Source organism: Pseudoduganella rivuli (genome assembly GCF_009674485.1).
Lineage (GTDB): Bacteria > Pseudomonadota > Gammaproteobacteria > Burkholderiales > Burkholderiaceae_D > Rugamonas > Rugamonas rivuli_B.
In genome coordinates this window covers 1-21,152 of the sequence record NZ_WKJJ01000007.1, presented here as the reverse complement: position 1 = coordinate 21,152, position 21,152 = coordinate 1, and the positions used below count along the sequence as shown (strand labels likewise).

The following is a 21,152-nucleotide window of genomic DNA, read 5'->3' as shown; positions in this document are numbered from 1 at the left end:
CATGTTGCTGCTTTTGCTCTTGATGCTGTGCGGCGCCGTATGGGCCAAGCCGATGGCCGCGCTGTGCTACGTCGCCGGGCTGGCGCTGACACTGGTGCTGGCCGCGCATGTGACGCCGGCCGGCTGGTGGCGCCGCCCCACGGTGCGCGGCCTGTTCATCGTGGCGGGCGGCACGTGGGCGTGCGGCAGCGCGCTGGCGCTGGCGGCGGGCCTGGGCGCGCCGGCGTTGTCACATCAACCAGTCACGCCAGCCATGGCGGATGCCGCCGCCCTGTCCGCGCCGGCCAACGCCGCCGTCAATCGCCCGTTCCGCGTCCACCGCAGCCTGAACTTGCGCGCCGACGCCGATGTCGGATCGGTGCGCCTGGCGGTGATCCCGGCCGGCGCGCTGCTGACGCCCACCGGGGCCAGGCATGGCGACTGGTGGCAAGTCAGGTCGCACAGCGGCGATCGCGAACTGACGGGCTGGGTCAGCAGCCTGTGGCTGCGGCGCATGGCCGAACACGATAATCAGCGCTGACAAGAGTTGCCAACATGGCAATCGGCGCGCGAACGTGGCGGTCTCGCGTCAATCCGTGGAACAACGGGAGAAAAACGGCCTTGTTGCTGTTGCCACCGGCCGCATAAACCACATACACTCTGGGGTATGTCGTCGGTCGAACAGCCATGAACAAATGCAGTAACCCGGATCATCCGCACTGCACGTACTGGGTCTTGCCAGGCGATCCCGCCTGCGCGGGTGGACACGCACAACCTGCGCCCGCCGCGCCAACCAGTTACGAATTACTCAGTGCCATGCGTTCCCGTGGTCCCGCCACGGCGCACGGTCACGTCCAGGCGATGCAGGCCACGCCGCTGGCCACCACCACCCCGCCCGACCTGATGCCGGGCCTGATGGCGAAACCACAAGCCCGTTCCCTGTTGCACATCAGCGGCTTCGATCCGCGCGCAGCCGGCGGACGGCAAACGCTGAAGATGGAGTTGCGCGGCATGCCCGCCGATTGCGCACAGCATCCGGGCACGGAACTCGGTATCGAAGTGCGCTCGGAACTGATCCAGAACACCGGCAACGCCGGCGCCACGCGCCAGCAATTCTCCCGCGCCGCCGACGGCGGCTGGCGGCCCGTCTTTGTCGAATTTTCATCGCGCGGCAAGGAGCATGGCCAGTACCAGATCAGCGTGACCGTCACCAGCATGGCCGATGGCGTGCCGGCGCGCCGCTGGGAATCCGTGTTTGTCATCCTGGTCCCCCGTGCCGACGCCACGTTGACGGAAATTCACCGCATTTTCCTCAGCACGCATAAAAACGTGCGCGTCATGGCCGACGACGCATCGATTGCGCGCGTGCACGCGCAAGGCGGCGACAGTCTCGATATCGACGTCACGGCGCGCAACGCCGGCATCGCCCATGTCAACCTCGATGCCCCGCAGGGCAAGGTCGACCTGGGCTTTTCCACCATCGCGTGGGACGAGGATCTGATTGAAATCGCCATGCCCCGCATGGCGCCCGCCCATCCGCATCCGTCCCGGATGGCCAGTTTCGTCAACGCGGCGCCGGATGCGGGCGCGCAGCGCCATATCCGCCTGTTTGCAATGGACGAATGCGTGATCGGCCGTTTCGAACTGGTGGATCCGGAAGCCCATGTGCTGCTGACGCACTATGCCGAAGACGGCCAGCACCCCAACGGATTGACGCGCCGCGTGTCCGGCCGCCATGCGGTGATCCGCCGCGCCGTGCAGGGCGGCTTCGACATCGAGGACGTGTCGCGCTATGGCGTGCTGCTGGACGGCGTCTGGCCCGGCAAGCACCAGCCCGTGCGGCTGCGCCAGGGCATGCGCATCGAACTGACGGCCAGCATCAAGGGCGTGGTGACGCTGGAAGTGTCGGCCATCATGCCGCACGGCGTGATCCTGCACCGCACCGACCATGGTCGCCATGCGGAATGCTTTTACATCCTGATGCCGGACACCCATCCCGGCTACCCGATGCCGCCGTTTATCGCCACGCCGCAGGCCGGCGCGCTGCCGCTGATCGTCCACCATAACGGCGGCTTCTGGCACATGGATCAATTGTCCGGCAAGGAAACCGCGCTGGCGCCCGCCACCACGCTCGATAAATTGAGCCGCGTTCCCCGCCACACGCGCTTTGCCGCCGAACCGTATCCGGAAAGCTGGATCATCTGCACCGGCGCCGACGACCTGCACAGCACCGTGGCGGCGTCCGACATGACGGCGGCCTGACCGCCGCACTTCCCGCACTTCCCTGCAGTACGGCGAAGCCGATATCAGGCAGGCGTCCGCCTCGGGAACGGAATCCGCTCGGTTTCACCCGGCACCTGGGGGAACCGGCCAGCTTCCCAATCCTCGGCTGCCTGCAGCACCCGCTCCTTGCTCGACGACACGAAGTTCCACAACAGCGAACGGTGGCCATCCAGCGCGGCGCCGCCGATGATGACGAATTGCGCGCCGGAGCGGGCCGTCACACGCTGCGCCGTGCCGGTATCGAGCAGCGCCATCGTGTGCAGGGCCAGCGGCACGCCGTCGATGTCGACCTCGCCGCTGATGGGGTAAATCGCCGCTTCTTCCGGCAAGCCCGCCAGGCCCAGTTGCTGGCCATCCTGCAGCGCCACGTCGAGGTACAGCGTCTGGCCATAAGTCTTCACGGGTGAAGTCTTGCCGAACGCGGTGCCGATCAGCACGCGAACTTTGGCGCCATCGACGTCGAACGATGGAATCGCCGACGATGGCGTGTGTTCGAAGCACGGTTCGCACTCCTCGAACGCCTTCGGCAGCGCCAGCCACAATTGCAGGCCATGCGTGCGGTGCGGCTGCTGCACCAGGTCTTGCGGCGTGCGTTCCGAATGCACGATGCCTTTACCGGCCGTCATCAGGTTGATGGCGCCCGGCTCGATGCGCTGGAACGTGCCCAGGCTGTCGCGGTGGTCCATCGCGCCTTCGAACAGGTACGTGACGGTGGCCAGTCCGATATGCGGATGCGGACGCACGTCATGGTTGGCGCCGGGGGCCACATCCATCGGGCCGAAATGGTCGAAGAAAATGAACGGGCCCACGGCCTGCTTGGCGCCGGACGGCAAATAGCGGCGCACCATCATGCCGCCGCCGAGGTCTTTTTCGTGGCCTTTGAGGACGGTCGATACGCTCATGGCGCCTCCGCCAGCGTCGTGGTGATTTCCGTGGTGACGGCCGTCATCAGCTTGTGCACGGGGCACTTTTGCGCCGCCGACAGCAATTCCGCACGCTGGATTTCCGTCAGGTCGCCCGTCAGGTGCAAGGTGGTGGCCAGGCGGTACACGCCCTTGCGCTCGTCACTCGCGTCGCGCTCCGTCGTGACTTCGACGTTTTCCACCGGGTAGCCCTTGCGCTTGGCATACCACACCACGGTCAGCGCCTTGCACGCGCTGACCGCGGCGTCGTACAGGTCGTGCGGGCCGGGGCCGGCGTCATCGCCGCCCTCTTCCACGGTACCGTCCACGGAAATGATGTGATTGCGCACGTGGGCAATATGGCGCATGGCCAGCGACTGGTCGCGTTTCACTGTAATGGTCATGGTGATCCTGGCAAGCTTAAGTCTGAGAAACCACAATGTACACCGTTTGCGCCGCTCCCGCCTACCCCATCCAGGGGAGTGCGGCAAGCGAACTCGACAGATTGGCGTATGACCCGCATCAAGCGCCCGCGAGAATCGGCTGGCCGCGCCGCACCGCCCCACCTAGATTCCAGTTATCGACAGCCATTGACGGGAGCGGGCCATGAGCAAAACACTGGAAATCAACGGGACCATCGACCTGAGCGGGATTCCCCCCGGCGACTTCGACGCCACGCTGGCGCTGCGCGTGGCCGTGGTGCGCGACGGCATGGTGCTGGGTTCAGCCACGGTCACGGCGCAAGCACCCGACGCGGCGCTGCCGTTTTCCGTCCGCTTCGAGCCGGTGCGGCTGCCGGGGGCGCGCTGGCCTTGCCCCGTGCGGCTGCTGGTGGGGCCGGACATCAGCGACATGGAATTGATGGCCATCGATACCGTCGCCATCGAGGTCGACCTCGGTCCGCCACGGGCCCGGGACCGGGCGGACGCATCCGCCACGGAATCCGGCAAGGAATCTGACAACGACGGCGCCGCGGAAGACATTGCGCTTGCCCCGCTGTCCGTCGGTGCGCTGGCCGTGACGCCGGCGCTGTACTTTTGCTGGCTGTTCTGCTGCCGCACGTACACGATCCGGGGCCGCATGGTTTGCCGCCACTGGTATTACGATCCGCACACGGGACATTACCGCTTCTGCGACGCGCCGGTGCCCGGCGCCACCGTGGAAGCCTACGATGTCGACCGCTTCTTCATCTGGTACCGGCGCGACTTCATCGCTTCCGCCGTCACCGACATCAATGGCAACTTCACGATACGGTTCCGCTGGTGCTGCCTGCGCTGGTGGCCGTGGCTGTTGCAGCACTGGGCCATCGACCCCGACCTCGTGGCGCAGGTCCATGCGTTGCTGAACCGGCACGGCATTGCGCTGCCGCCGCTGCCGCCCGGCCCCGACCCGGACCCCGTGTACCTGCAGCAGATCGCCGCGCAAGCCGGCCTGGCGCAGCGCGCGCCCGCCGCCATGGTGCCGGGCGTGGCGGGCGAACCGGTCTCGGCGGAAAACTTGCTTTCCGTGCTGCCGCCATCGGCGGAACTGGCGGCATTGCACGTGTGGCCGTGGTGGGACCGCGCCGACTGCGCGCCCGACGTGGTGTTCCGCGTCACGCAATTGTGCGACGGCCAGGTGCGCGTGATTCACAGTGAAACCAATGCGCAAACCCGCTGGGATATCCCCACCAGCCTGCACGTGACCCTGCTGGCCAACCAGCTGGCGTGCTGCCTGCCCGTATGCCGCGACCCGGAATGCCCTGAATGCCTGCAAGTGACGTTCGTCGGTTGCACCACGGTGAACCAGATCGGGGTGACGGCCGGGCCGCCCGACTTGCGCGGCTATGCGCTGGCCGCCAGCGCCGGGGACCGCCCGTTCCTTGGCAACCTGCTAATCCGGGGCGCGGTCGGCAGCGACGTCGATTACTTCAAGGTGCAGGTGTCGCGCAACGGCGGGCCATGGAACGATTTGCCGGTGCCCGCGTTTGCCGGTTTTTCCCGCAGTTACTGGGATGGCAGCAATCCGGTGCCGGCGCCCGCGCCAGCCTTCACGCCCATCCTGAAAAACGGCGAAACCGTCATCATCACGCGCCGCCATTACGAAGACTTGCATCCGGCCCTGCCCCGCTTTGGCGGCAGCGTGATCTGGTTCGACTACGACACGCTGTTCTATTTCAACACGCTGGCCAGCGGCGCCCTGACGCCCGATGCGCTGTACGAATTGCGCTTTGTCGGCTATGCCGCCAACGCGGCGGACGACCTGATCCTGTCGTCCGCGCGCCTGCTGCCCGGTTGCGGCCAGCACGGCACGGAATCCGTGTTCATCCGCATCGACAACCAGGCCATGGCGCACATGCCGCCCACGCCGCTCCACCCGTGCGGCCCCGGCAGCGTCCACCTGTGCACGAACGAGCCGGACTGCTATATCCGCAAGATTTGCATCAATGAAGGCACGCCGGCCCAGTATTGCATCAGCGCGTGCGACATCCTGCGCCTGGCCGAGTCCGATACCCTGACCATCCACTTCACGGTCAGCGTGCCGGCCACCGCGCAGGATGGCCACCTTGGCGGCTATACGCTGGCGGCGGAATACGGCGTATCGCTGGCGTTCGACATCGGCACCGGCCTGCACGGCGCCTTTGCGCCGGACCCCACGTTCGAAGTGGGGCCGGACTACCTGTCGGCACTGGGCCAGGGCGCGCCAAGGCCGCACTGGTATGGCGGCGATTACAAGGTCACGCTGCGGGGCAGCGACTTCCCCGTGTGCTGCGCCTACCTGCTGCGATTGCGGGCCTGGAAACGCACCACCGATGGCTGCAGCGATCCGCGCTACGTGCACCACAATACGTTCGAGTTCGCGTTCACGGTGCTGCGGCCGGAACTGTGTCCCGACATTTGCCGCGACCGCAACCAGGCGCCGGCCCTGCCCGCGCCGGCCGGGAACATGGGATGACACTGCAATGACGCCATGGTACGAACTGCTGTTGGCGGTGCTCGGCGTATGGCGGGTATGCCACCTGCTGTATGCCGAGGATGGACCATGGGACAGCATCGCCGCGCTGCGGCGCCTGGCCGGCGACAGTGCCGCCGGGCGCGCCATGGATTGTTTTTATTGTCTCAGCCTGTGGGTGGCGCCGCCATTCGCCGCTGTGCTGGCGCCGGACTGGCGGCGCGGCGTGCTGCTGTGGCTGGCCCTGTCCGGCGCCGCCATCATGCTGGAAGCGGCGCGCGCCGCGCTGTCACACAAGGAGCCTTGACATGTGCTGTGGAAGCAAACGACTCGATGCGGCGCGCAATGCCGCCCCCGCCTATGCGCAAGCGGCGCCGCGCACGCCGCGGGAAACTGCCGGCCCGGCCACATTGTCCGGCCCGACCGATAGCGCAGCCGCCGCGGCGACGGCGGCAGCGGTGCAACGCGGCGCACGCGGCAGCGCCGTATTCGTACACGATGGCGCCGGCGAACTCGTCGTCACCGGCAAATCAACCGGGCGGCGCTACCGCTTCACGGGACGCGGCGCGCGGGTGGCGGTCGATGCGCTGGATGCGCCCGCGCTGGCCATGCTGGACAAGCTGCGCCGGCTGGCATGAAGCGCACGCGTCAGCATCACACCAGCTTGCGCGCGACACGCAAGCCCACCACGTCATTGGCCAGCACGGCGGAATACGCGTTGCGCAGCGCCGTGCGCAAATAGCGTGGCGGATACAGCCAGGCGCCGCCGCGCAGCATGCGGCGCGCCTGGTCGCCTCCTTCCATCCAGGCGCTGCCATCCAGCGGCGCCCCTTCATAAGTGGCGTGCATGACGTCCTGCATCCATTCCCATACATTGCCATGCATGTCGAACAAGCCCCACGCATTGGGCGGAAAACTGCCGACCGGCGTCGTGCCTTGCCGGAACACGCCTTTCACCCCGCTGCCATAAGTGAAATTGCCATCGAAGTTGGCCTGGTCCGTGCTGATGTCGTCGCCAAAACTGAAGGCGCTCTTGGAACCGGCGCGGCATGCGTATTCCCATTCCGCTTCGCTGGGCAGGCGGTATTGCTGGCCGGTTTTTTCCGACAGCCACGCCACATAACGCTGCGCGTCGAACCAGCTGACGCCCACCACCGGATGGTCGTCCTGCTGCGCGAAGCCGGGCGCGGACCAGTCGGTATCGGACTGCGATTCCCAGCCGGTGGCGCGCGCGAATTGGCGCCACTGGCCCACGGTGACGGGATAACGGCCCAGCGCAAACGGGTAATCGATGCCGATCCAGTGCTGTGGCGTTTCCCGGTCCAGCCACTGTTTGCTGGAGCCGGCCTTGACGGCAATCTGCCGTTCATGTTCCGACGAGCCCATCTGGAATCGGCCGGTGGGAATCAGCACCAGGTCCGGGCCGGTACCGGCGCCATCAAGGAAACGGTCCCGCAGCACGCCGGAAGCGTCGGCCACGGCGCTGCCCGGCGACGGCATCAATGCCGCCAGTTCCGCCGCATTGCGGGCGGCTTGCTCCTTGCGGTGGCGTTCCTGTTCCGCGCGGTAGGCGGCATCGGCCTTCAGTTGCGCGGCCTTGCGCTGCTGTTCTTCCTGCGCCTGGCGCGCCTGCGCCGCATCGGCGTCGCGCCGCGCCAGCAATTGTTCGCGCAAGCGGGCCTTGCGCTCCAGCGCTTCCTGTTCGGCGCGCTTGCGCTGTTCCCGTTCCTGTTCGCGCCGCAACTGGTCGAGCCGCGCTTTTTCCGCGGCGGCGGCCTGCGCTTCCAGCTTGCGCCGGACGGCCAGTTCGGCTTGCCGGGCCTGTTCCGCCGCCTGCGCCTGCGCGGCGCGTTCGGCTTGCTGCTGTTCGCTTTGCTGGCGGCGCTGCGCGGCTTCCCGTTCCGCCCGCTCCTGCGCGGCAGCCTGCGCCTGGGCCTGTTCCTGCGCCAGGGCACGCTCGCGCTCGGCCTGTGCGCTGGACTGGGCGGCGGCCGCGTCGCTGGCGGCGTGCAGCGCGTCCAGCAATGCCGTCACCGATTCAGGACGCTGGTCTTGCACGTAGGCGAAGCCGCGCTGCAGCACCTGCCATTGGGCGGCATTCAACCCGGCCGGCGGCGACGGCAGGAATTGCGCGGTGCGCGCGCCGTCGAACGGCATACGCCCTTCCAGCATCTGGTAAATCATCACTGACACGGCGTACACGTCCAGCCTCGGGCTGGGCTGGCGCTGGCTGGCGCCCGCTTCCGGCGCGCGGTAACCGCTGGTGCCCGCGTTCGGCGTTTGCACGCCCACGGTGCTGCCCGCATTGCGCGCCCGCAACGCAATACCGAAGTCCAGCAATTTGACGTCGCCCCGGCTGGTCAGGAAGACGTTGCCCGGCTTGATGTCGCGGTGCACCAGCCGGAATTTATCCCACGCATAGTCCAGTGCATTGGCCACGGGACGCAGCAACTGGTCGATGCGCTCCCATGGCGCGCTGCCGCTGTGCGCCAGCCACGCGTCGAGGTCTTGCCCTTCCAGGCATTCCATGATGATGAAATAGCTGGACGTCGCGGGATCTTGCGCCCAGTCGTACACGCGCACGATGCTGTCATGGGCGAGGCGGCGCGCCTGCGTGGCCTCTTCGATGAGCAACTTGGCCAGCGACGCGCTTTGCGTCAATTGCGGCGGCAGGATTTTTAACGCCACCTGGTCGCTGTGGCCCAGTTCCGCATGGGTCGCCAGGTCCGTGGCTTGCCATACCTGCCCCATGCCGCCGACGCCGATCAGGCGCTCGAGCCGGTAGCGGCGGTTTTGCGGGCCGATTTCCTGGCCCGCCATCAAACCCAGTTCCGTGCCCTGGCGGGGCTGCGCGTGGGCGCGCGCGACAGCGACGGCATCGCCATACGCGCCGGCTGGCGCCACACCGGGCACGCCGGGCGCCTGTCCCGCATGCGCGCCGCCACGCGCCGCCGTCGCGGCTGCCGGTTCCGGCGGCGCGGACTGACCTTCGCCCGGCGCGGCGGAATGGCCCCCCAATGGCGAATACTCCGCATCCAGGATCGCATTCCTGCGGCGGTCGAATTCCTGCCGGCTCAGCAAGCCGTCTTCGTGCAGCGCACGCAGTTCGCGGATTTTTTCCCTGGCAGTCTGCATCGTTTATGCCACCGGCGGCAGCGGCGCGCCGCACTCGGCGCAGAATTTCGCATCGGGACGGCTGGCGGGCGTGACGTGGCCATGGGCGCACAGGCGCTGTCCCGCCCCCACTGCCGGCGCGGCGGCGGCCGCCGTGGTTGCCAGCACCGACTGGGTGGCGACGAACTGGCCGGAGACCACGTGCGCCGGCACGAACTGGCCGTGCGGCGTACCCTGGTGTGCATAGGAAACCGGCGCCGGCGCAGGGACATAGCCAGCCACCGGCGCGGCCGGCTGCGCGGCGCCGGATGCGCCCCCAACACCCTGCGCGATACCGACACCCAGCTGCATTTGCGCCTGCAGCGCGTGGACCTGCACGGCGTTTTGCTGTTGCAGCAGGTGCAACTGGTGCTGGCGGTCCTTGGCTTCCTGCGCGTCGCGGTGGCTGCGTTCGGCGGCGGCATGTTCCTGCGCCATGCGCAGCGCATCGAGCGGGCTGACGCTGTGTTCCGCGCTCACCACTTCCGCCATCGCGCGCAATTGCTCAGGGCTCATGCCAGCGCGCACCTGTTCCTTCATCCACTGCACCAGCACCGCCGCATTTTCGGCCGGCGCCGCGGCCAGCTTGCCGCTGTCGGACAGGCCGCCGATGGTCTCGACCCGCGTCACTTCCAGCCGCGCCAGTTCCATGCTGTGCGCCTGCCGCGCCAGCAAGGTATCGTGTTCCCCTTTCCATTGCGCGAACTGGGTTTCCCGCTCGTGTTCGCGCATGCGCAATTCGCGCTGCCATTCCGCTTCCCGTTCGCGCTGGGCCAGCGCCTGGCGCTGCTCGTCGATGGCCAGCTGGTCCAGCATGGCCTGGTGCGCCAGCGCCTGGTTTTGCCGCCCGTGGATGCCGTCGGCATCGATGGTGCGCAACAGCTTTTCGTGCTGCGCAATCGCATCCTGCGAGGCCCCTTCACGACGCAACTGGTCCAGGCGTCGCTGCACTTCCGCCACCTGGACGGCGCCGGACGCATCCTTGACCTCTTCCGCCCGCGCCAGTTCGCGCATGTGCGCCAGGTGCTGCCGGTCTTCCCATTCCTGCACCCGCTCCGCTTCGCGCTTATGGGCCGCGTTGGCGAATTCCAGGCCCTGCAGGCGCGCAATGTGCTGCGCCGCGTCGAGTTCGGCTTCGCGGGCGCGCGCCGCCAGCTCTTCCTGGCGCAAGCGCTGCAACAGCGCGCGGCGGTGCGCTTCATCCTCCACCAGCAGCGCCTGCGCGACCTGGTTCTGGATTTGCTGCATGTGCAGCTGGTGATGGAAGCGCTGCTTGGCCAACTGGCGTTCTTCGTGCGACGCCTGCTGCGTCACTTCCAGTTCCGTGCGCAGCTTGATTTGCGCCAGCTGGCGCACCTGTTCCCATGCCGCGGCTTCGCCCAGCCGTCCCATTTTCTTGCGCGCCAGTTCATGCTCGAGCGCCGCCAGTTCCGCCCCGGCGCCTTTGTCGATGGCCGCCTTGCGGTTGTCCGATTCGGCGATGCGCGCATACAAGTCCAGTTCGCGCGCCCGCATGGCCTGCATGCGCTCGGCCTCCTGCAGCGCCAGTTCCGCCTTGCCCACGGCCGCATCCTGGCGCAATTCCGCACGCCGGTAATCGGTGCGCATTTTCTGCTCTTCCCGCTGCAGCGCCTGCCATTCTTCTTCGTCATACAGTTCGTCCAGCTGTTTCACGTGTTCCAGCTGCACGTGGCGTTCATCGGCCACCAGCCACAGCGAACCGATGCGTTCCCGGTTGGCGTCGAATTTATCGTGGCGCAGCGCCAGCGTATGCACTTCGACCGCCGCCAGGCCGAAATCGGCCAGCCGCAGGCGCAGCGCCGATTGCAGCCGCTCGTCGAGCCGCGCGCGCAGGTCGGCATCCTTGCCCATGTCGCGCATCGAGCGGCCGCCAATGAATTCGGCCGCCACCTGGCGCACCGAGGGCGCCAGCAAATCATGCAATTGCAAGGTGGTGACGGCGCCCGGCGTGGTCATGAAATGCTGCGCGAACGCGGGCACGTTTTCCACCCGCACCGCCACCGTGAAGCGGGCCGAGATTTTCAGGTATTCGGCCGTATGCAGGTCGCTGAACGAAAAATCGACGGGCAGCGGCGCGCTGCGCGTGATGAGGATTTCCGCATGCTGGTCGCGCAACAGGTTGTTCAGGCGCGCAAAGAAACTTTCCAGTTCGTATTCACCCTGCGGCACTTCGGTGGCTTTGTCGCCTTGCAGGATATAAGCGCGGGTTGCGGCCGGCACCCGCAAGACTTTATTGAACAGGCCGGACAGCGCGTTCACGCCGAAATAAACAGCCAATTCATCGTCGGCAGGAATCCACCGGTTGTCGCGCAACACCGGTTCGCTGCGGGGCGCCCCCAGGCTCAGGCCACAATGGGCGCAGTATCCGCCGTCAGGTCCCCCGGCGGTCTTGTGATCGCAGCGCGGGCACCTGGCGCCGCCAAATCCAAACATACGGAACATGTTGTCTCCCTGTTGCAACTTTATCTCGTGCCGCGCCTGTTCCGATTTTAGCAGGCGCATGCAGCTTCAAATCATGCCGATGCGTGCGATGCGGGCCATGGTGGCGCCCTGTGCCCGTATCGCGGCCATCGTCCCGGCCAGTACTGTATCGGCAATTTCGCCGGGAATGTTACCTTCTGGCAGCAAAATGCGGTCGCCCGCACCGGCCTGCCGTACGATCAACGCCAGCTTGGCGGGCAATTCCTGCACCGGATCGACCCGCCCCGTGTGCCACGCGCCGGAACAACCGGTGGCAATCAACCTGCCGCGCGGCACGAATTCCCGTCCCCGCGCCAGCCGGTCCGCCATTACCAGCGCCAGTTCGTAGGAATTGCCATGGAAGCGGGTTTCGCTGAAACGCACGACCGTGCGCCAGCGGCCCAGCGCCCGGCCATCGAAGTGGCGCGCGGCGGCCAGTACTTGCCGGATTGCAAGTTGACCCACGGCATTCAATTCCGGCGCGGCAATGGTTTCTTCCTCGTCCATGCCTGGCGCATCCGCCGGCCATGGCGCCACGCTGACTTCCACCCACGCCAGCGCATCGTGCACGCCGCCGCTGTGCAGCGGGAACCAGGCGCGGGCCGTGGAGACGGCGGATGCAGGATCGGTGTGACCCGACAGCGCGCCCAGGTGCGGCAGCACCAGCGCCGGCGAGTCTGGGGCCGGATTGCCGGTTGCCACGCTGGCGCCGGCGTCCTCCGCGATAGCGCCAGCGATTGCGCCCGTGACGATGAAGGCGTCCGGGCATGCGCGCGCCAGCGCTGCCGCCGCGTGCGCGCCGCCGCTAATGCCAGTGCCTTCGTGCCAGGCATCGGACCAGCCATGGGCGGCAATCGCGCCCGGTCCCGGTTGCCAGATGCCCCGCACCAGGCGGTCGGCCAGCACGGCCGCCAGTTCCCAGCCGCGGTCATTGTCGGCCGGCGCGCCATCGATGCTGACCACCACTTGTTCGCGGCTGTCAAAGCGCGCTTCCGTGTGGCGCGCCAGCCGGATGACCTGCTGCATGCGCGCCGCCAGCGCAGGCGAACCGGGGACCGCGCATTTGACATCGGCACGGTTGGCCCGGGGCCGACGGCTGGCAGTCACGATTGCGATGCGTCCGTCCGCCAGCACGGTGCGGCATTCGGCGCTGGCGGGGCGCTGTATCGGCGTGGCGGTCGTCACAGGTGCGGCTCCCTGCGTTGTTCCGTGGGCGCAGCCTCTTCAACGATGGCGCGCCGGCCTGCCAGGTGAAAGGCCAGGTTGGCCGTCAGGCGGTCGGCGTCATCGAGCAGCGGCGCGTGGGCGCTGGCGATAGACGCGCTGTCCTGCGCGGCAATGCGCCACTGCGCCAGCAAGCCCCACAACTGGTCCAGCACCTGCGCCGCCGCCATGCTGTGCGTGGCGCGCTGCGCCTGGATTGCCGGCGCGAGCGGACGGTCCGGCGCCGCCCATGCCAGGGCCGGCACGGTATTGACATCCAGCGCGGCCAGCGCGCAGCGCTGCAACAAGTCGCGCCGTGCGGTGAACAGCGCTTGCCCGGCAGGCAGCGCCAGTGCGCGCAGTCCGGCGGACCAGGCGGGTAATTCCAGGAACAGGCGGCGCAGCGCACGGGCGTCCGCGCCGGCAGCATCATTGGGGGAGATTGTCATGTGGTGGCCGCTGTGCGCCGCGCCACGGAACGAGGCAACGGCCGGGTCGCGGCCGGCGGGCGCTTGGAAAGCTGCGGAGGCCGCGGCGCCAGTGGCGGCGGGTGCCGCATTGGCCGCTGGGACTGCCGCGTCTTTCGCGGCAGAGGCGCCCGCTGCGCCGGAGTCCGCATGCGCCGCGGCCGGCAGCGCGTCGGTGCGCAGCGTGGCAGCGCCCGGCATGGCAAGCGGCGTCCCGACCGGCATGCAAACCGGCGCGCCCACTTGCGCCGGCCGCGCCCGCAAAAGGTCCGCATAATCGCACGCCTCCCCCAGGTCGACGGGCACGCAATCGTCCACTGTCAGCCCGAACCGCACGTACAGCAATTCATTGAGTCCGGCCCGGAACGCATGCCATTCGTCCAGCGTCGTGCAGGCGGGCAGTTCCAGCCCCCCCTGCGCCAGCGCATCGCGGACCGCGCCCGCAATGGCGCCATGCAGCGCATCCACCGCCAGCGCCGCCCCCGCCTCGCTGAACAGGAACAAGTCAAAGCGCTGCTGCGCCACGCGCGGATCGGTGGCGTCGGCGACATAGCGCAGCCGCAAGCCGATTTCCGGCGCGGCGGCAAATGGTGCGAATGCCGTCTCGTACGGCCCCGGATGGTAGGCATAGGCGGTCTCGCCTCTGCCGGCGCGGCTGGAAGGCGCGCGCCGCGCCTGTCCCGCCGCGCTGAATACCAGCTCGACGCAACCGGGCGGCAGGCGCGCCGGGCCTTCCAGCCGCAGCGCCACCAGCGCCGTGCCCAGTTGCGCAGCCTGCGTCGCCTGCATTGAGGCGCCGGCTTTAGCCGCACCGAACATGGCCCACTTCACTTGCATGGCTCGATCGCAAACGTCGCGCCGTATAACTGGAAATGCGCGACCGGCGCCGAATCGAAAGGCCATGGGCGTTCGCATTCGCCATCCGCGTCGAGCCGCCCCTGCAACAGGATGGCGCCGCCGCCGTCGACCACGCGCAGCAAAGGGCGTTCGCGCAGCAGGCGTCCGGCAAACGGCGCCTGTGCATCGAGCTTCAGGATCAGTTGCCAGCCGCCGGCATCGTCCGGGACGAAGTGCAGCGCCCAATGGCCGTCATCGGTCGCCAGTTCTTCCAGTGCGATGGCGCTGGCCGCCGCGCGCAACATGCCGGCGCTGCCATCCCACGCGTCATCGTTGGCGGCGGATGGCCGCAACGTTGCGGCATTGCGCCGCTGCAGCGCCAGGTGTTTGAATCGGCGCAGCGTCAACGGCGACGCTTGCAGCGCGCGCCGTTCGGCCGGCGCCAGCGGGCGGCTGCCGTCGAGCGCCGCCAGCAGCACGGCGTCCGCCAGCATCAGCCGGTCGCCCGGCACGGCGCGCGCCAGCAAGGCCTGTTCCAACACTTTGTCGTCACTCATCACATCCGTCCTTTTCCAAACGCGCCACTGGCCGCCACATGCCGCAACCGCGCCATGGCTTCGTTGCGGCGCTTGCGCAGGGTCGGCATGGAAATGCCGTCCAGGTCGGCCAGGTGGCGCAATGCCGGCAATTCTCCGGTCGCGGAATCGATCCACGCGTCCGGATAACTGTCATCGCGCGGCCCCAGCAGCGCGTGGTACACGGCCAGCCGCACCGGCAGCGACACGCCCGCCAGGATGGCCGCCACCGGTCCCGCCGCGCCGGGTTCCTCCCGGTCAATCAAGCTGGGGGAATGGGAAACATCGTCTTCCGGCGCGTCCTCCGTGACGGCGGCATCGACCGCATCAGCCTCGCCATCGTCCTCGTCCCCGTCATCGTGCGGCAAGCCGCCATCGGGTGGCGCCAGCAAGCAATCGAGCAAGTCCGGCTCCGGGGCTTCCAGCAATTCTTCCGGGTCGGATGTCCCCGCCGCCTCGGCCGCTTCCGATTCGGCCAGCACGCGCCAATAGTCTTCCAGCCACAGCGCGGCTTCTCCTTCGTCGCGGCGCGCCGCGCCCAGCGCATCCATGTTGGACGACAGCGCTTCATAGCCGCCGATTTCCTGCAGCATGGCGGCGATGGCTTCCGGCTGGTTTTTCAGGCTGGCAAAGCGCTTGGAGCGGGTGTGCAGCGGCCCCGCCTTGCCGGTGTGGCGTTCCAGGGATGCGCTCCACCGTATCACCCACTCGGCGCGGCAATCGGCGATCGATTGCATCTGGCGCGCCTCGATCAGCATGCCGCCGGGCGCGCGGTCCAGGATGTCGGCGACCTGCGCTTCGCAATGGCGCCAGTTGGCAAACACGCGGGCGATGTCGGCGTACGCCATGTCCAGCATGCGGTAGGTGTACATGCGGTTCGCCGAACAGGGATGGCCGGTGGCGGCCTGGCAGGCATCCGCATCGGCCTTGTCGCGCAACACGGCGTACATGTCGTTGGCTTTTTTTCGCAGCATGGCGCCGCCCGCCTCCGTGCGCCAGAACGCGCCATGCCGCGCATGCTCCGCCGTCACGGCCATGCACAGGCTGTCCCAGCACGCGGGCTGGACGCGCAATTCAAACAGCAGCGCGCAAGCCAGTTCGCCCGCCGTATCGCCATAGCTGTTGCCGGGCATGGCCGCCTGTGCCAGGTGGCGCGGCGCACGCAATTGCACCGCCATCGCATCGAGATAATCGTCCAGCGCGTCCTGCCGGCGACCTTCATCGAGCAGCGCTTCCATCGGCAAGCCGGGAAACACGGCAAGCGAGCAGCGGCCCAGCAACTTGCGCACGTGCTCCCATCCATGTTCCTGATATCGTGTCCCCGGCAACCGCATGTCCTGTCCTTGCGCCCCGCCGGCATGCGCGAGGCGCGCAGACTGCGGCGGAGTCTGCACCATGATGCCATGTTGGCCACGGCGCCGATGCTATGGATACACGGCAATATTCCCTTCTTTTCCCGGGTTTGCCCCGGCCTCGCCATGGGCGATGCGGGCGCGCACTGTGCCATCCGCCAGCAGGGCCGCCACCACGGGTGCGGCGTGTTCGCCGCCGCTGGCTGCCGAATGGCTGACGAAGACGGCAAACGCCAGCCGGTGTTGCTGGCCGGGCAAGGTCCCCGGCTCCAGCCAGCCGGTGAACCAGACCGTGGCCGTGTCCTCCCCCGTGGGCGCGGTGCCGGTCTTGCCATACAGGCCACGCCGTACCGACGCCAGCGCGGGGCCGCCGAACGCGCCGGCGGCCGTGCCGCTGTCGATCACGCCCTTCATGCCGGCGCGGATGCGGTCCAGCCGCGCGTCCAGCGGCTCAGGCGTTGGCGCCCGCGCGTCCCGGCCATTCAGCGAGGCCAGCAAACGGGGCGCGGCGGCCGCCCCTTCGCCGATGGCCGCCGCGACGGCGGCCATTTGCAGCGGCGTGGCCTGCATGCGCAGGCCGATTGCCATTTGCCGCACCTCATGCCGGGTTTGCACGGGATCGATATGCGATGGTGTCGATTGCAGCGCATCGTAGGCGGACCAGCGGAAGTCCGGCGGCAGCAAACCGCCGTCGAGGCGCATGGCGGCGCCGAAGCCCAGCCTGCGCGCGGCGGCCGCCACGGGACGCACGGCATCGAGCGCGCCCGGTTCCAGCGCCTGCACGTCCGGCATGCCGCCCTCGGGCAAACCCAGCAGGGTGCCGTCGCTCCATTCCGCAGCCCATGCAAACCACGTGTTCTGGCTGTAGGCCAGCGCTTGCCGCAGTCCCAGCTTGCCATCCTGCGCGCGGTGTTCCAGGCCCTGCTCGCGGTAATTGGTGATATGGGCCCGTCCGTTGACCGGATAGACCGGCGCCGCCGTGCCAAAGTCATAACCCCGGCCACGGGCCATGCGGTTGATCTCGGACGGCGCCATGCCGTCCAGCAGCGCATCGAGTTGCCGGTCGTTGCGCGCCGCCAGTTCCAGCCCCAGCGCGCTGACCACCTTGAACGTGGAACCGGGGCTGCGGTGGACGCCGCCGTCATGCTGCCAGGCTGGAATGCGCAGTGGGCTGCGCGCAGGATTGGCGCGGTCGAAGTCACGCACTTCCGCCCAGTTGAAGGCGCCCGCCGGCGCATTGCCCGCACCGGCCGCCGCCAGGATCTCGCCGCTGTGCGCATCGAGCAGCACCAGGCCCGCCTGCCGCCCGGGCGGCGGCGCCGCGCCGCCGCTGCACGCCGTCCCATCCCAGCGGCCGCGCCGCAGCGCGACGCAATCGACGATGGCTTGCGCCCGCGCCTGCAGCGGCAAATCCAGTGTCAGGCCGGCCATCTGCGGCCCGCCGCCGGGGATACGGGCCAGCATGCCGGCAACGCCGGATGCGTGTTCCGGCGCCACGCCCAGCATGGGTGACAGTCCCGCTGCCCGCGCCTCCGGCGTCGCCGCGCCATCGGACCATAGCACGACGCCATTGCGGTCCGCGATGCGCACCTGCCGGGCAGGCAATGCCTGCGGCGCCGCATCCGGCCGCGCCGCCAGCGCGCCGTGCCGCGTGCTTCGCTCCGCCAAGGTGCGCCAGGCCGGTTTGCCCTGTTCGATGACGATGTGCCGATAGCGCGCATCGCCTTGCGCCACGCTGCCTGCCAGCGGACGCACGGCCAGCGCCACGTCGCCGCCGCCGTCGGGTTCCAGCAACCATTCCGTCACGTCGCCCGCCGCCGTGCAGCCATTGCCGGTACACGCGTCGCGCCGCGCCAGTATCCGCGCGCCGCGCACCGCGTCGATACGTCCCGCCACCATCACCCGCAAGGGGCCGCCACCGCCGGGATGCACCAGCGACAGCGACGCGCCCTGCGCCCAGCCCGCCGCGCGCCGCCACGGCGCCCACCCGGCCGGCAGCTCGGAGAACAGGCGCGCGGCAGCGCCGGGCATGGCGCCGGTGACGGGCAGCGGCGCGCCATCGGCCCGCAATTGCCAGCCATCCGCCATCTTGGTGACTGCAGCGGTTGGCGTCGTGGCTGTGTTGACGCCGGCGGCAGGCACGCGCCAGCCCAGCCATTGGAGCTCGCTGTTATAGACAGCGATTTGCCGCAGCACATACGCCCCATCGGCTTGCCGGTACAGCCGCTTCAGCACCCGCATCGCATCCGCGTTGCGCGCCGCCGCTTCCCATGGCGCGGTGGACGCGGCCCGGTCCTGCGGCGCCGCCGCCACCCACGCCGGCAAATCGCGCGGCGCCACGTCGAGCGCACCGCCGGCATCGACCCGCAGCAAACCGTGCGCCACCAGCGCATCGAACAACAACTGGTCTTCCTGCGCACGGGCGAACGCGATCTCGGCTGCGGGAATACGGTGGCGGCCAGGCGGCAGCCAACCCGCGATGGCTTCGCCATGTTCGGGAAACGCCATCACCATGCAGCAGCGCGCCGCTGCCGGAGCAGCCGGCCGGTACAGTTGCACCACCAGTTCACCCGCCTGCGGACAGGTAGCCACGGCACGGCGTTCAAAATGCAAGGCGCCGCCGCGCCACGCCAGCCAGCCGTGCCGGCGCATCTGGCCGGCAGTGGATGCATCATCGGACACCCACGCCGCCTCCTGCCCGCGCCAGTTCAGCCGCAATGGCGCATCCAGCCCGGCGCCATCGACCCGCACGGCCGGCACGTCATCGGCCGCCAGCAGCGGATGGTGCAGCGGCATGCCGCGCGCAGCCAGCTCGTCGAAGCGGCGTCCTACCCGCAGCACCTGCAAGCGGCCATCCGCGCGCAACTGGCCGCACAGGCCGATACGCACCGGTTCCTGCCCCTGCATGCCGTTCAGCGCCAGCACCGCGCCGCCCGACACCGCCGCCACGTGTGCCCCGGGCTGCGCGGGCACGTCGATGACGGCGCCCGGCAACGCATTCCGATACGGCGAACCATCTTCACGACCAACCGCCGTATCGTCAATCGCGGTGAGCCGCATCGCATGGCTGACGATGACCGCGGCGCCGGCGCAAGCCAGCAACAGCGCCAGCGCGGCGGGCCAGCGCGGCAGCCGGATGCGCGGCCCGATGCGTAACGGCCCCGCTTGGCGCGGCGCCCCGGCAGGCCGGTTGCGATAGCGCCGCGCACGCACGGCCCATGCGGCCAGCGCCGCTGTCAGTCGATGGAATGGATGTCGCATGCGCCCCGCCCGCGTGGATGTTTTCCCTGCCTAGCGGGGGGGGAGGAAAAAAGCGCTTTATCTGCGTTACGTGCAACTCGCTCCGTCAAATTTGCAGCTCGTCGCAATCCCGTGGCGACTGGAGGTTGCGCTCGCTAAAGTACAACCATCGAAAGACGGCAACGCAGCAGCAAGCAAGACATTAATCAACCCACACGGAAGGAATCATCATGAACGTCCTGAAAAACTTTGAAGCCCTGTTTGTCGTGACCCTGGGCCTGGCCTGTGCCGCCAACTACGTGATCGACAGCGAACCGGCGGAACAGCCCGTCACGGCCCGCGCCGCAGCGCCTGCCACGCTGGCCATGGCCGCGCCGCAAGAGACGCAAGTGATCGTGGTCAGCGCCAAACGCCTGACTGCCGAGCAAAAAATGCAATCGCTGCAAGAAGAACGCAGGGCTTCCGCGCCGGCAACCAGCCGTATCTGAACGATGATGCGCCAAGACATTCGCCTGCACGCACCGCTGCCCGCCCGGCCACAGCGCGCGTAGCAGGCGAACCTGATTTCCCGTCCGCTCCCCGGTTTCCCCTCCCCAACTCGTCTGTTCGCACGCGCACACATGTTTGTGGCGCCGCTGTGTCTTTTGTAATAAGTTGCATCACTTTTTCTCTGCGGGATTGTGGCTTGCTATATTGAACTTAGCGTCAACCACACTGGAGAAGACTATGATCAAGCCAACCCTTTATGCATGCGCGTTGCTGGCAATCAGCTCCGCAGCGTTTGCGCCGGCGCAGGCGCTGGCCCAGGTCGACGTCAACCTTGTCATCGGCAACGCGCCGCCGCCACCCCGCTTCGAGAGCATTCCCCAGCCGCGCCGTGGCTACGTGTGGGTGCCGGGTTACTGGAACTGGAACGGCCATCGCCACGTCTGGACGTCCGGCCACTGGGAACCGGAGCGCTTGGGCTACCAATACCGTCCCAGCACCTGGGTGCGTGAAGCCGATGGCTGGCGCATGGAACCAGGCACGTGGATTTCGCTCAACGGTGGCAACGTCCGCGTCGACTACGCGACCGTGCCGCCGCCACCGCCCCGCTATGAAGTGATTCCGGCACCGCGCCCGGGCTATGTCTGGAGCGCCGGTTTCTGGGAATGGCGCGGCAACCGCCACGAATGGGTGCCAGGCCACTGGCTGGCGGAACGCCCGGGCTTTGTCTATACGGCGCCGCGCTGGACCGAACGGGATGGCCGCTGGGTGCGTGAAGATGGCCGCTGGGACCGCTATGAGCGCCATGCCCGCTACAACGGCCGTGACCGTGACCGCGACGGCATTCCCGACCGCTATGAACGCCATGGCCGCGATCGCGACCGCGATCACGACGGCATCCCCGACCGCCACGACCGCGACCGCGACAATGACGGCGTCCCGAACCGCTATGACCGCGACCGCGATGGCGACGGCGTACCGAACCGTTACGACGAGCATCCCGACAATCCGCGCCGCCGTTAAGTCCGGATCCTTTGCGTCCGCATTCTTTGCCCTTGCCGCCATCTGCTACGATGGCGGTTTTTTTTCGCCCGAACCAAGCCTAATGACCGCCAGCGCCGACAGTTTCGCCTTCCACAATGAGCAGGTCGCCGCGCGCCGCCTGGCCCGCGCGCAGGGCATCCCGGTAGCCGATGCGCTGCAAGCGGTGCTGGCGCAGGCCGCCGCGCTGGCCGGGCTGGCCGACGTGCCAGCCTTGCTGGC

At 68.3% G+C, this 21,152-nt stretch carries 16 protein-coding genes; 7 read left to right on the top strand and 9 right to left on the bottom strand.

The annotated features are described in order from the left end of the window. Nucleotide 1: 1 nt before the first annotated feature. Entirely contained in the window at nt 2–520 is a 519-nt protein-coding gene (locus tag GJ700_RS12310; RefSeq protein ID WP_229506957.1) for an SH3 domain-containing protein, read from the top strand. 146 nt (nt 521–666) lie between these two features. Then, complete coding sequence (locus GJ700_RS12305; RefSeq protein ID WP_154374131.1) at nt 667–2,241, top strand: FHA domain-containing protein; 1,575 nt, start codon at nt 667–669, stop codon at nt 2,239–2,241. 44 nt (nt 2,242–2,285) lie between these two features. Here GJ700_RS12305 and GJ700_RS12300 read toward each other — a convergent pair whose 3' ends face one another. Both GJ700_RS12300 and GJ700_RS12295 read right to left on the bottom strand, forming a co-directional pair. Then, a complete protein-coding gene (locus tag GJ700_RS12300) occupies nt 2,286–3,164 on the bottom strand; it encodes a pirin family protein (protein ID WP_154374129.1) in 879 nt (292 codons plus the stop codon). Next, nucleotides 3,161–3,568 carry an OsmC family protein gene (locus GJ700_RS12295; RefSeq protein WP_154374127.1) on the bottom strand — a complete coding sequence of 136 codons (408 nt, stop codon included), beginning with the start codon at nt 3,566–3,568 and terminating at the stop codon, nt 3,161–3,163. Before GJ700_RS12295 ends, GJ700_RS12300 begins: the two co-directional genes overlap by 4 nt. A 202-nt stretch (nt 3,569–3,770) precedes the next feature. On the opposite strand from GJ700_RS12295, the gene GJ700_RS12290 reads away from it, so the two are divergent. Genes GJ700_RS12290 through GJ700_RS12280 form a run of 3 tightly spaced genes read left to right on the top strand, consistent with a single transcriptional unit; the run spans nt 3,771 to nt 6,733 of the window. Next, nucleotides 3,771–6,098 carry a hypothetical protein gene (locus GJ700_RS12290; RefSeq protein ID WP_154374125.1) on the top strand — a complete coding sequence of 776 codons (2,328 nt, stop codon included), beginning with the start codon at nt 3,771–3,773 and terminating at the stop codon, nt 6,096–6,098. Nucleotides 6,099–6,105: 7 nt separating this feature from the next. Next, entirely contained in the window at nt 6,106–6,402 is a 297-nt protein-coding gene (locus GJ700_RS12285) for a DUF1360 domain-containing protein (RefSeq protein ID WP_154374123.1), read from the top strand. Between the two features lies 1 nt (nt 6,403). Then, on the top strand, nt 6,404–6,733 hold the full coding sequence (locus GJ700_RS12280; RefSeq protein ID WP_154374121.1) for a hypothetical protein: 330 nt from the start codon (nt 6,404–6,406) through the stop codon (nt 6,731–6,733). 16 nt (nt 6,734–6,749) lie between these two features. On the opposite strand, the gene GJ700_RS12275 is transcribed toward GJ700_RS12280, so the two are convergent. From GJ700_RS12275 to GJ700_RS12245, 7 genes are all read right to left on the bottom strand, one after another. Further along, the gene (locus GJ700_RS12275; protein ID WP_154374119.1) at nt 6,750–9,230 is read right to left on the bottom strand and encodes a bifunctional serine/threonine-protein kinase/formylglycine-generating enzyme family protein; all 2,481 of its coding nucleotides are present in this window, start codon (nt 9,228–9,230) and stop codon (nt 6,750–6,752) included. A 3-nt stretch (nt 9,231–9,233) separates the two neighbouring features. Next, complete coding sequence (locus GJ700_RS12270) at nt 9,234–11,711, bottom strand: SPFH domain-containing protein (protein ID WP_195763872.1); 2,478 nt, start codon at nt 11,709–11,711, stop codon at nt 9,234–9,236. A gap of 66 nt (nt 11,712–11,777) precedes the next feature. Further along, the gene (locus tag GJ700_RS12265; protein WP_371867929.1) at nt 11,778–12,914 is read right to left on the bottom strand and encodes a hypothetical protein; all 1,137 of its coding nucleotides are present in this window, start codon (nt 12,912–12,914) and stop codon (nt 11,778–11,780) included. Then, the gene (locus GJ700_RS12260) at nt 12,911–14,236 is read right to left on the bottom strand and encodes a hypothetical protein (RefSeq protein WP_154374117.1); all 1,326 of its coding nucleotides are present in this window, start codon (nt 14,234–14,236) and stop codon (nt 12,911–12,913) included. Before GJ700_RS12260 ends, GJ700_RS12265 begins: the two co-directional genes overlap by 4 nt. Further along, the gene (locus tag GJ700_RS12255) at nt 14,227–14,793 is read right to left on the bottom strand and encodes a hypothetical protein (RefSeq protein WP_154374115.1); all 567 of its coding nucleotides are present in this window, start codon (nt 14,791–14,793) and stop codon (nt 14,227–14,229) included. The genes GJ700_RS12260 and GJ700_RS12255 overlap by 10 nt, the downstream gene beginning before the upstream one ends. Then, nucleotides 14,793–16,208, bottom strand: a complete 1,416-nt coding sequence (locus GJ700_RS12250; protein ID WP_229506956.1) for a hypothetical protein — start codon at nt 16,206–16,208, stop codon at nt 14,793–14,795. Before GJ700_RS12250 ends, GJ700_RS12255 begins: the two co-directional genes overlap by 1 nt. A gap of 27 nt (nt 16,209–16,235) precedes the next feature. Continuing rightward, entirely contained in the window at nt 16,236–19,424 is a 3,189-nt protein-coding gene (locus GJ700_RS12245) for a penicillin-binding transpeptidase domain-containing protein (RefSeq protein WP_154374113.1), read from the bottom strand. Nucleotides 19,425–19,633: 209 nt separating this feature from the next. Between GJ700_RS12245 and GJ700_RS12240 the strand changes: the two genes are divergently transcribed. Both GJ700_RS12240 and GJ700_RS35410 read left to right on the top strand, forming a co-directional pair. Further along, nucleotides 19,634–19,891 (top strand): hypothetical protein, encoded by a 258-nt coding sequence (locus GJ700_RS12240; RefSeq protein WP_154374111.1) that lies wholly within the window; start codon nt 19,634–19,636, stop codon nt 19,889–19,891. Nucleotides 19,892–20,129: 238 nt separating this feature from the next. Further along, nucleotides 20,130–20,912, top strand: coding sequence for a YXWGXW repeat-containing protein (locus GJ700_RS35410; RefSeq protein WP_229506955.1), 783 nt, complete (start codon nt 20,130–20,132; stop codon nt 20,910–20,912). Nucleotides 20,913–21,152 lie beyond the last annotated feature (240 nt).

Excerpts from the sequence above, each read along its gene's own strand:
- GJ700_RS12310 (WP_229506957.1), top strand. The coding sequence starts at position 2 with ATGTTGCTGCTTTTGCTCTTGATGCTGTGCGGCGCCGTATGGGCCAAG.
- GJ700_RS12305 (WP_154374131.1), top strand. The coding sequence starts at position 667 with ATGAACAAATGCAGTAACCCGGATCATCCGCACTGCACGTACTGGGTC.
- GJ700_RS12300 (WP_154374129.1), bottom strand. The coding sequence starts at position 3,164 with ATGAGCGTATCGACCGTCCTCAAAGGCCACGAAAAAGACCTCGGCGGC.
- GJ700_RS12295 (WP_154374127.1), bottom strand. The coding sequence starts at position 3,568 with ATGACCATTACAGTGAAACGCGACCAGTCGCTGGCCATGCGCCATATT.
- GJ700_RS12290 (WP_154374125.1), top strand. The coding sequence starts at position 3,771 with ATGAGCAAAACACTGGAAATCAACGGGACCATCGACCTGAGCGGGATT.
- GJ700_RS12285 (WP_154374123.1), top strand. The coding sequence starts at position 6,106 with ATGACGCCATGGTACGAACTGCTGTTGGCGGTGCTCGGCGTATGGCGG.
- GJ700_RS12280 (WP_154374121.1), top strand. The coding sequence starts at position 6,404 with ATGTGCTGTGGAAGCAAACGACTCGATGCGGCGCGCAATGCCGCCCCC.
- GJ700_RS12275 (WP_154374119.1), bottom strand. The coding sequence starts at position 9,230 with ATGCAGACTGCCAGGGAAAAAATCCGCGAACTGCGTGCGCTGCACGAA.
- GJ700_RS12270 (WP_195763872.1), bottom strand. The coding sequence starts at position 11,711 with ATGTTCCGTATGTTTGGATTTGGCGGCGCCAGGTGCCCGCGCTGCGAT.
- GJ700_RS12260 (WP_154374117.1), bottom strand. The coding sequence starts at position 14,236 with ATGCAAGTGAAGTGGGCCATGTTCGGTGCGGCTAAAGCCGGCGCCTCA.
- GJ700_RS12255 (WP_154374115.1), bottom strand. The coding sequence starts at position 14,793 with ATGAGTGACGACAAAGTGTTGGAACAGGCCTTGCTGGCGCGCGCCGTG.
- GJ700_RS12250 (WP_229506956.1), bottom strand. The coding sequence starts at position 16,208 with ATGGTGCAGACTCCGCCGCAGTCTGCGCGCCTCGCGCATGCCGGCGGG.
- GJ700_RS12245 (WP_154374113.1), bottom strand. The coding sequence starts at position 19,424 with ATGCGACATCCATTCCATCGACTGACAGCGGCGCTGGCCGCATGGGCC.
- GJ700_RS12240 (WP_154374111.1), top strand. The coding sequence starts at position 19,634 with ATGAACGTCCTGAAAAACTTTGAAGCCCTGTTTGTCGTGACCCTGGGC.
- GJ700_RS35410 (WP_229506955.1), top strand. The coding sequence starts at position 20,130 with ATGATCAAGCCAACCCTTTATGCATGCGCGTTGCTGGCAATCAGCTCC.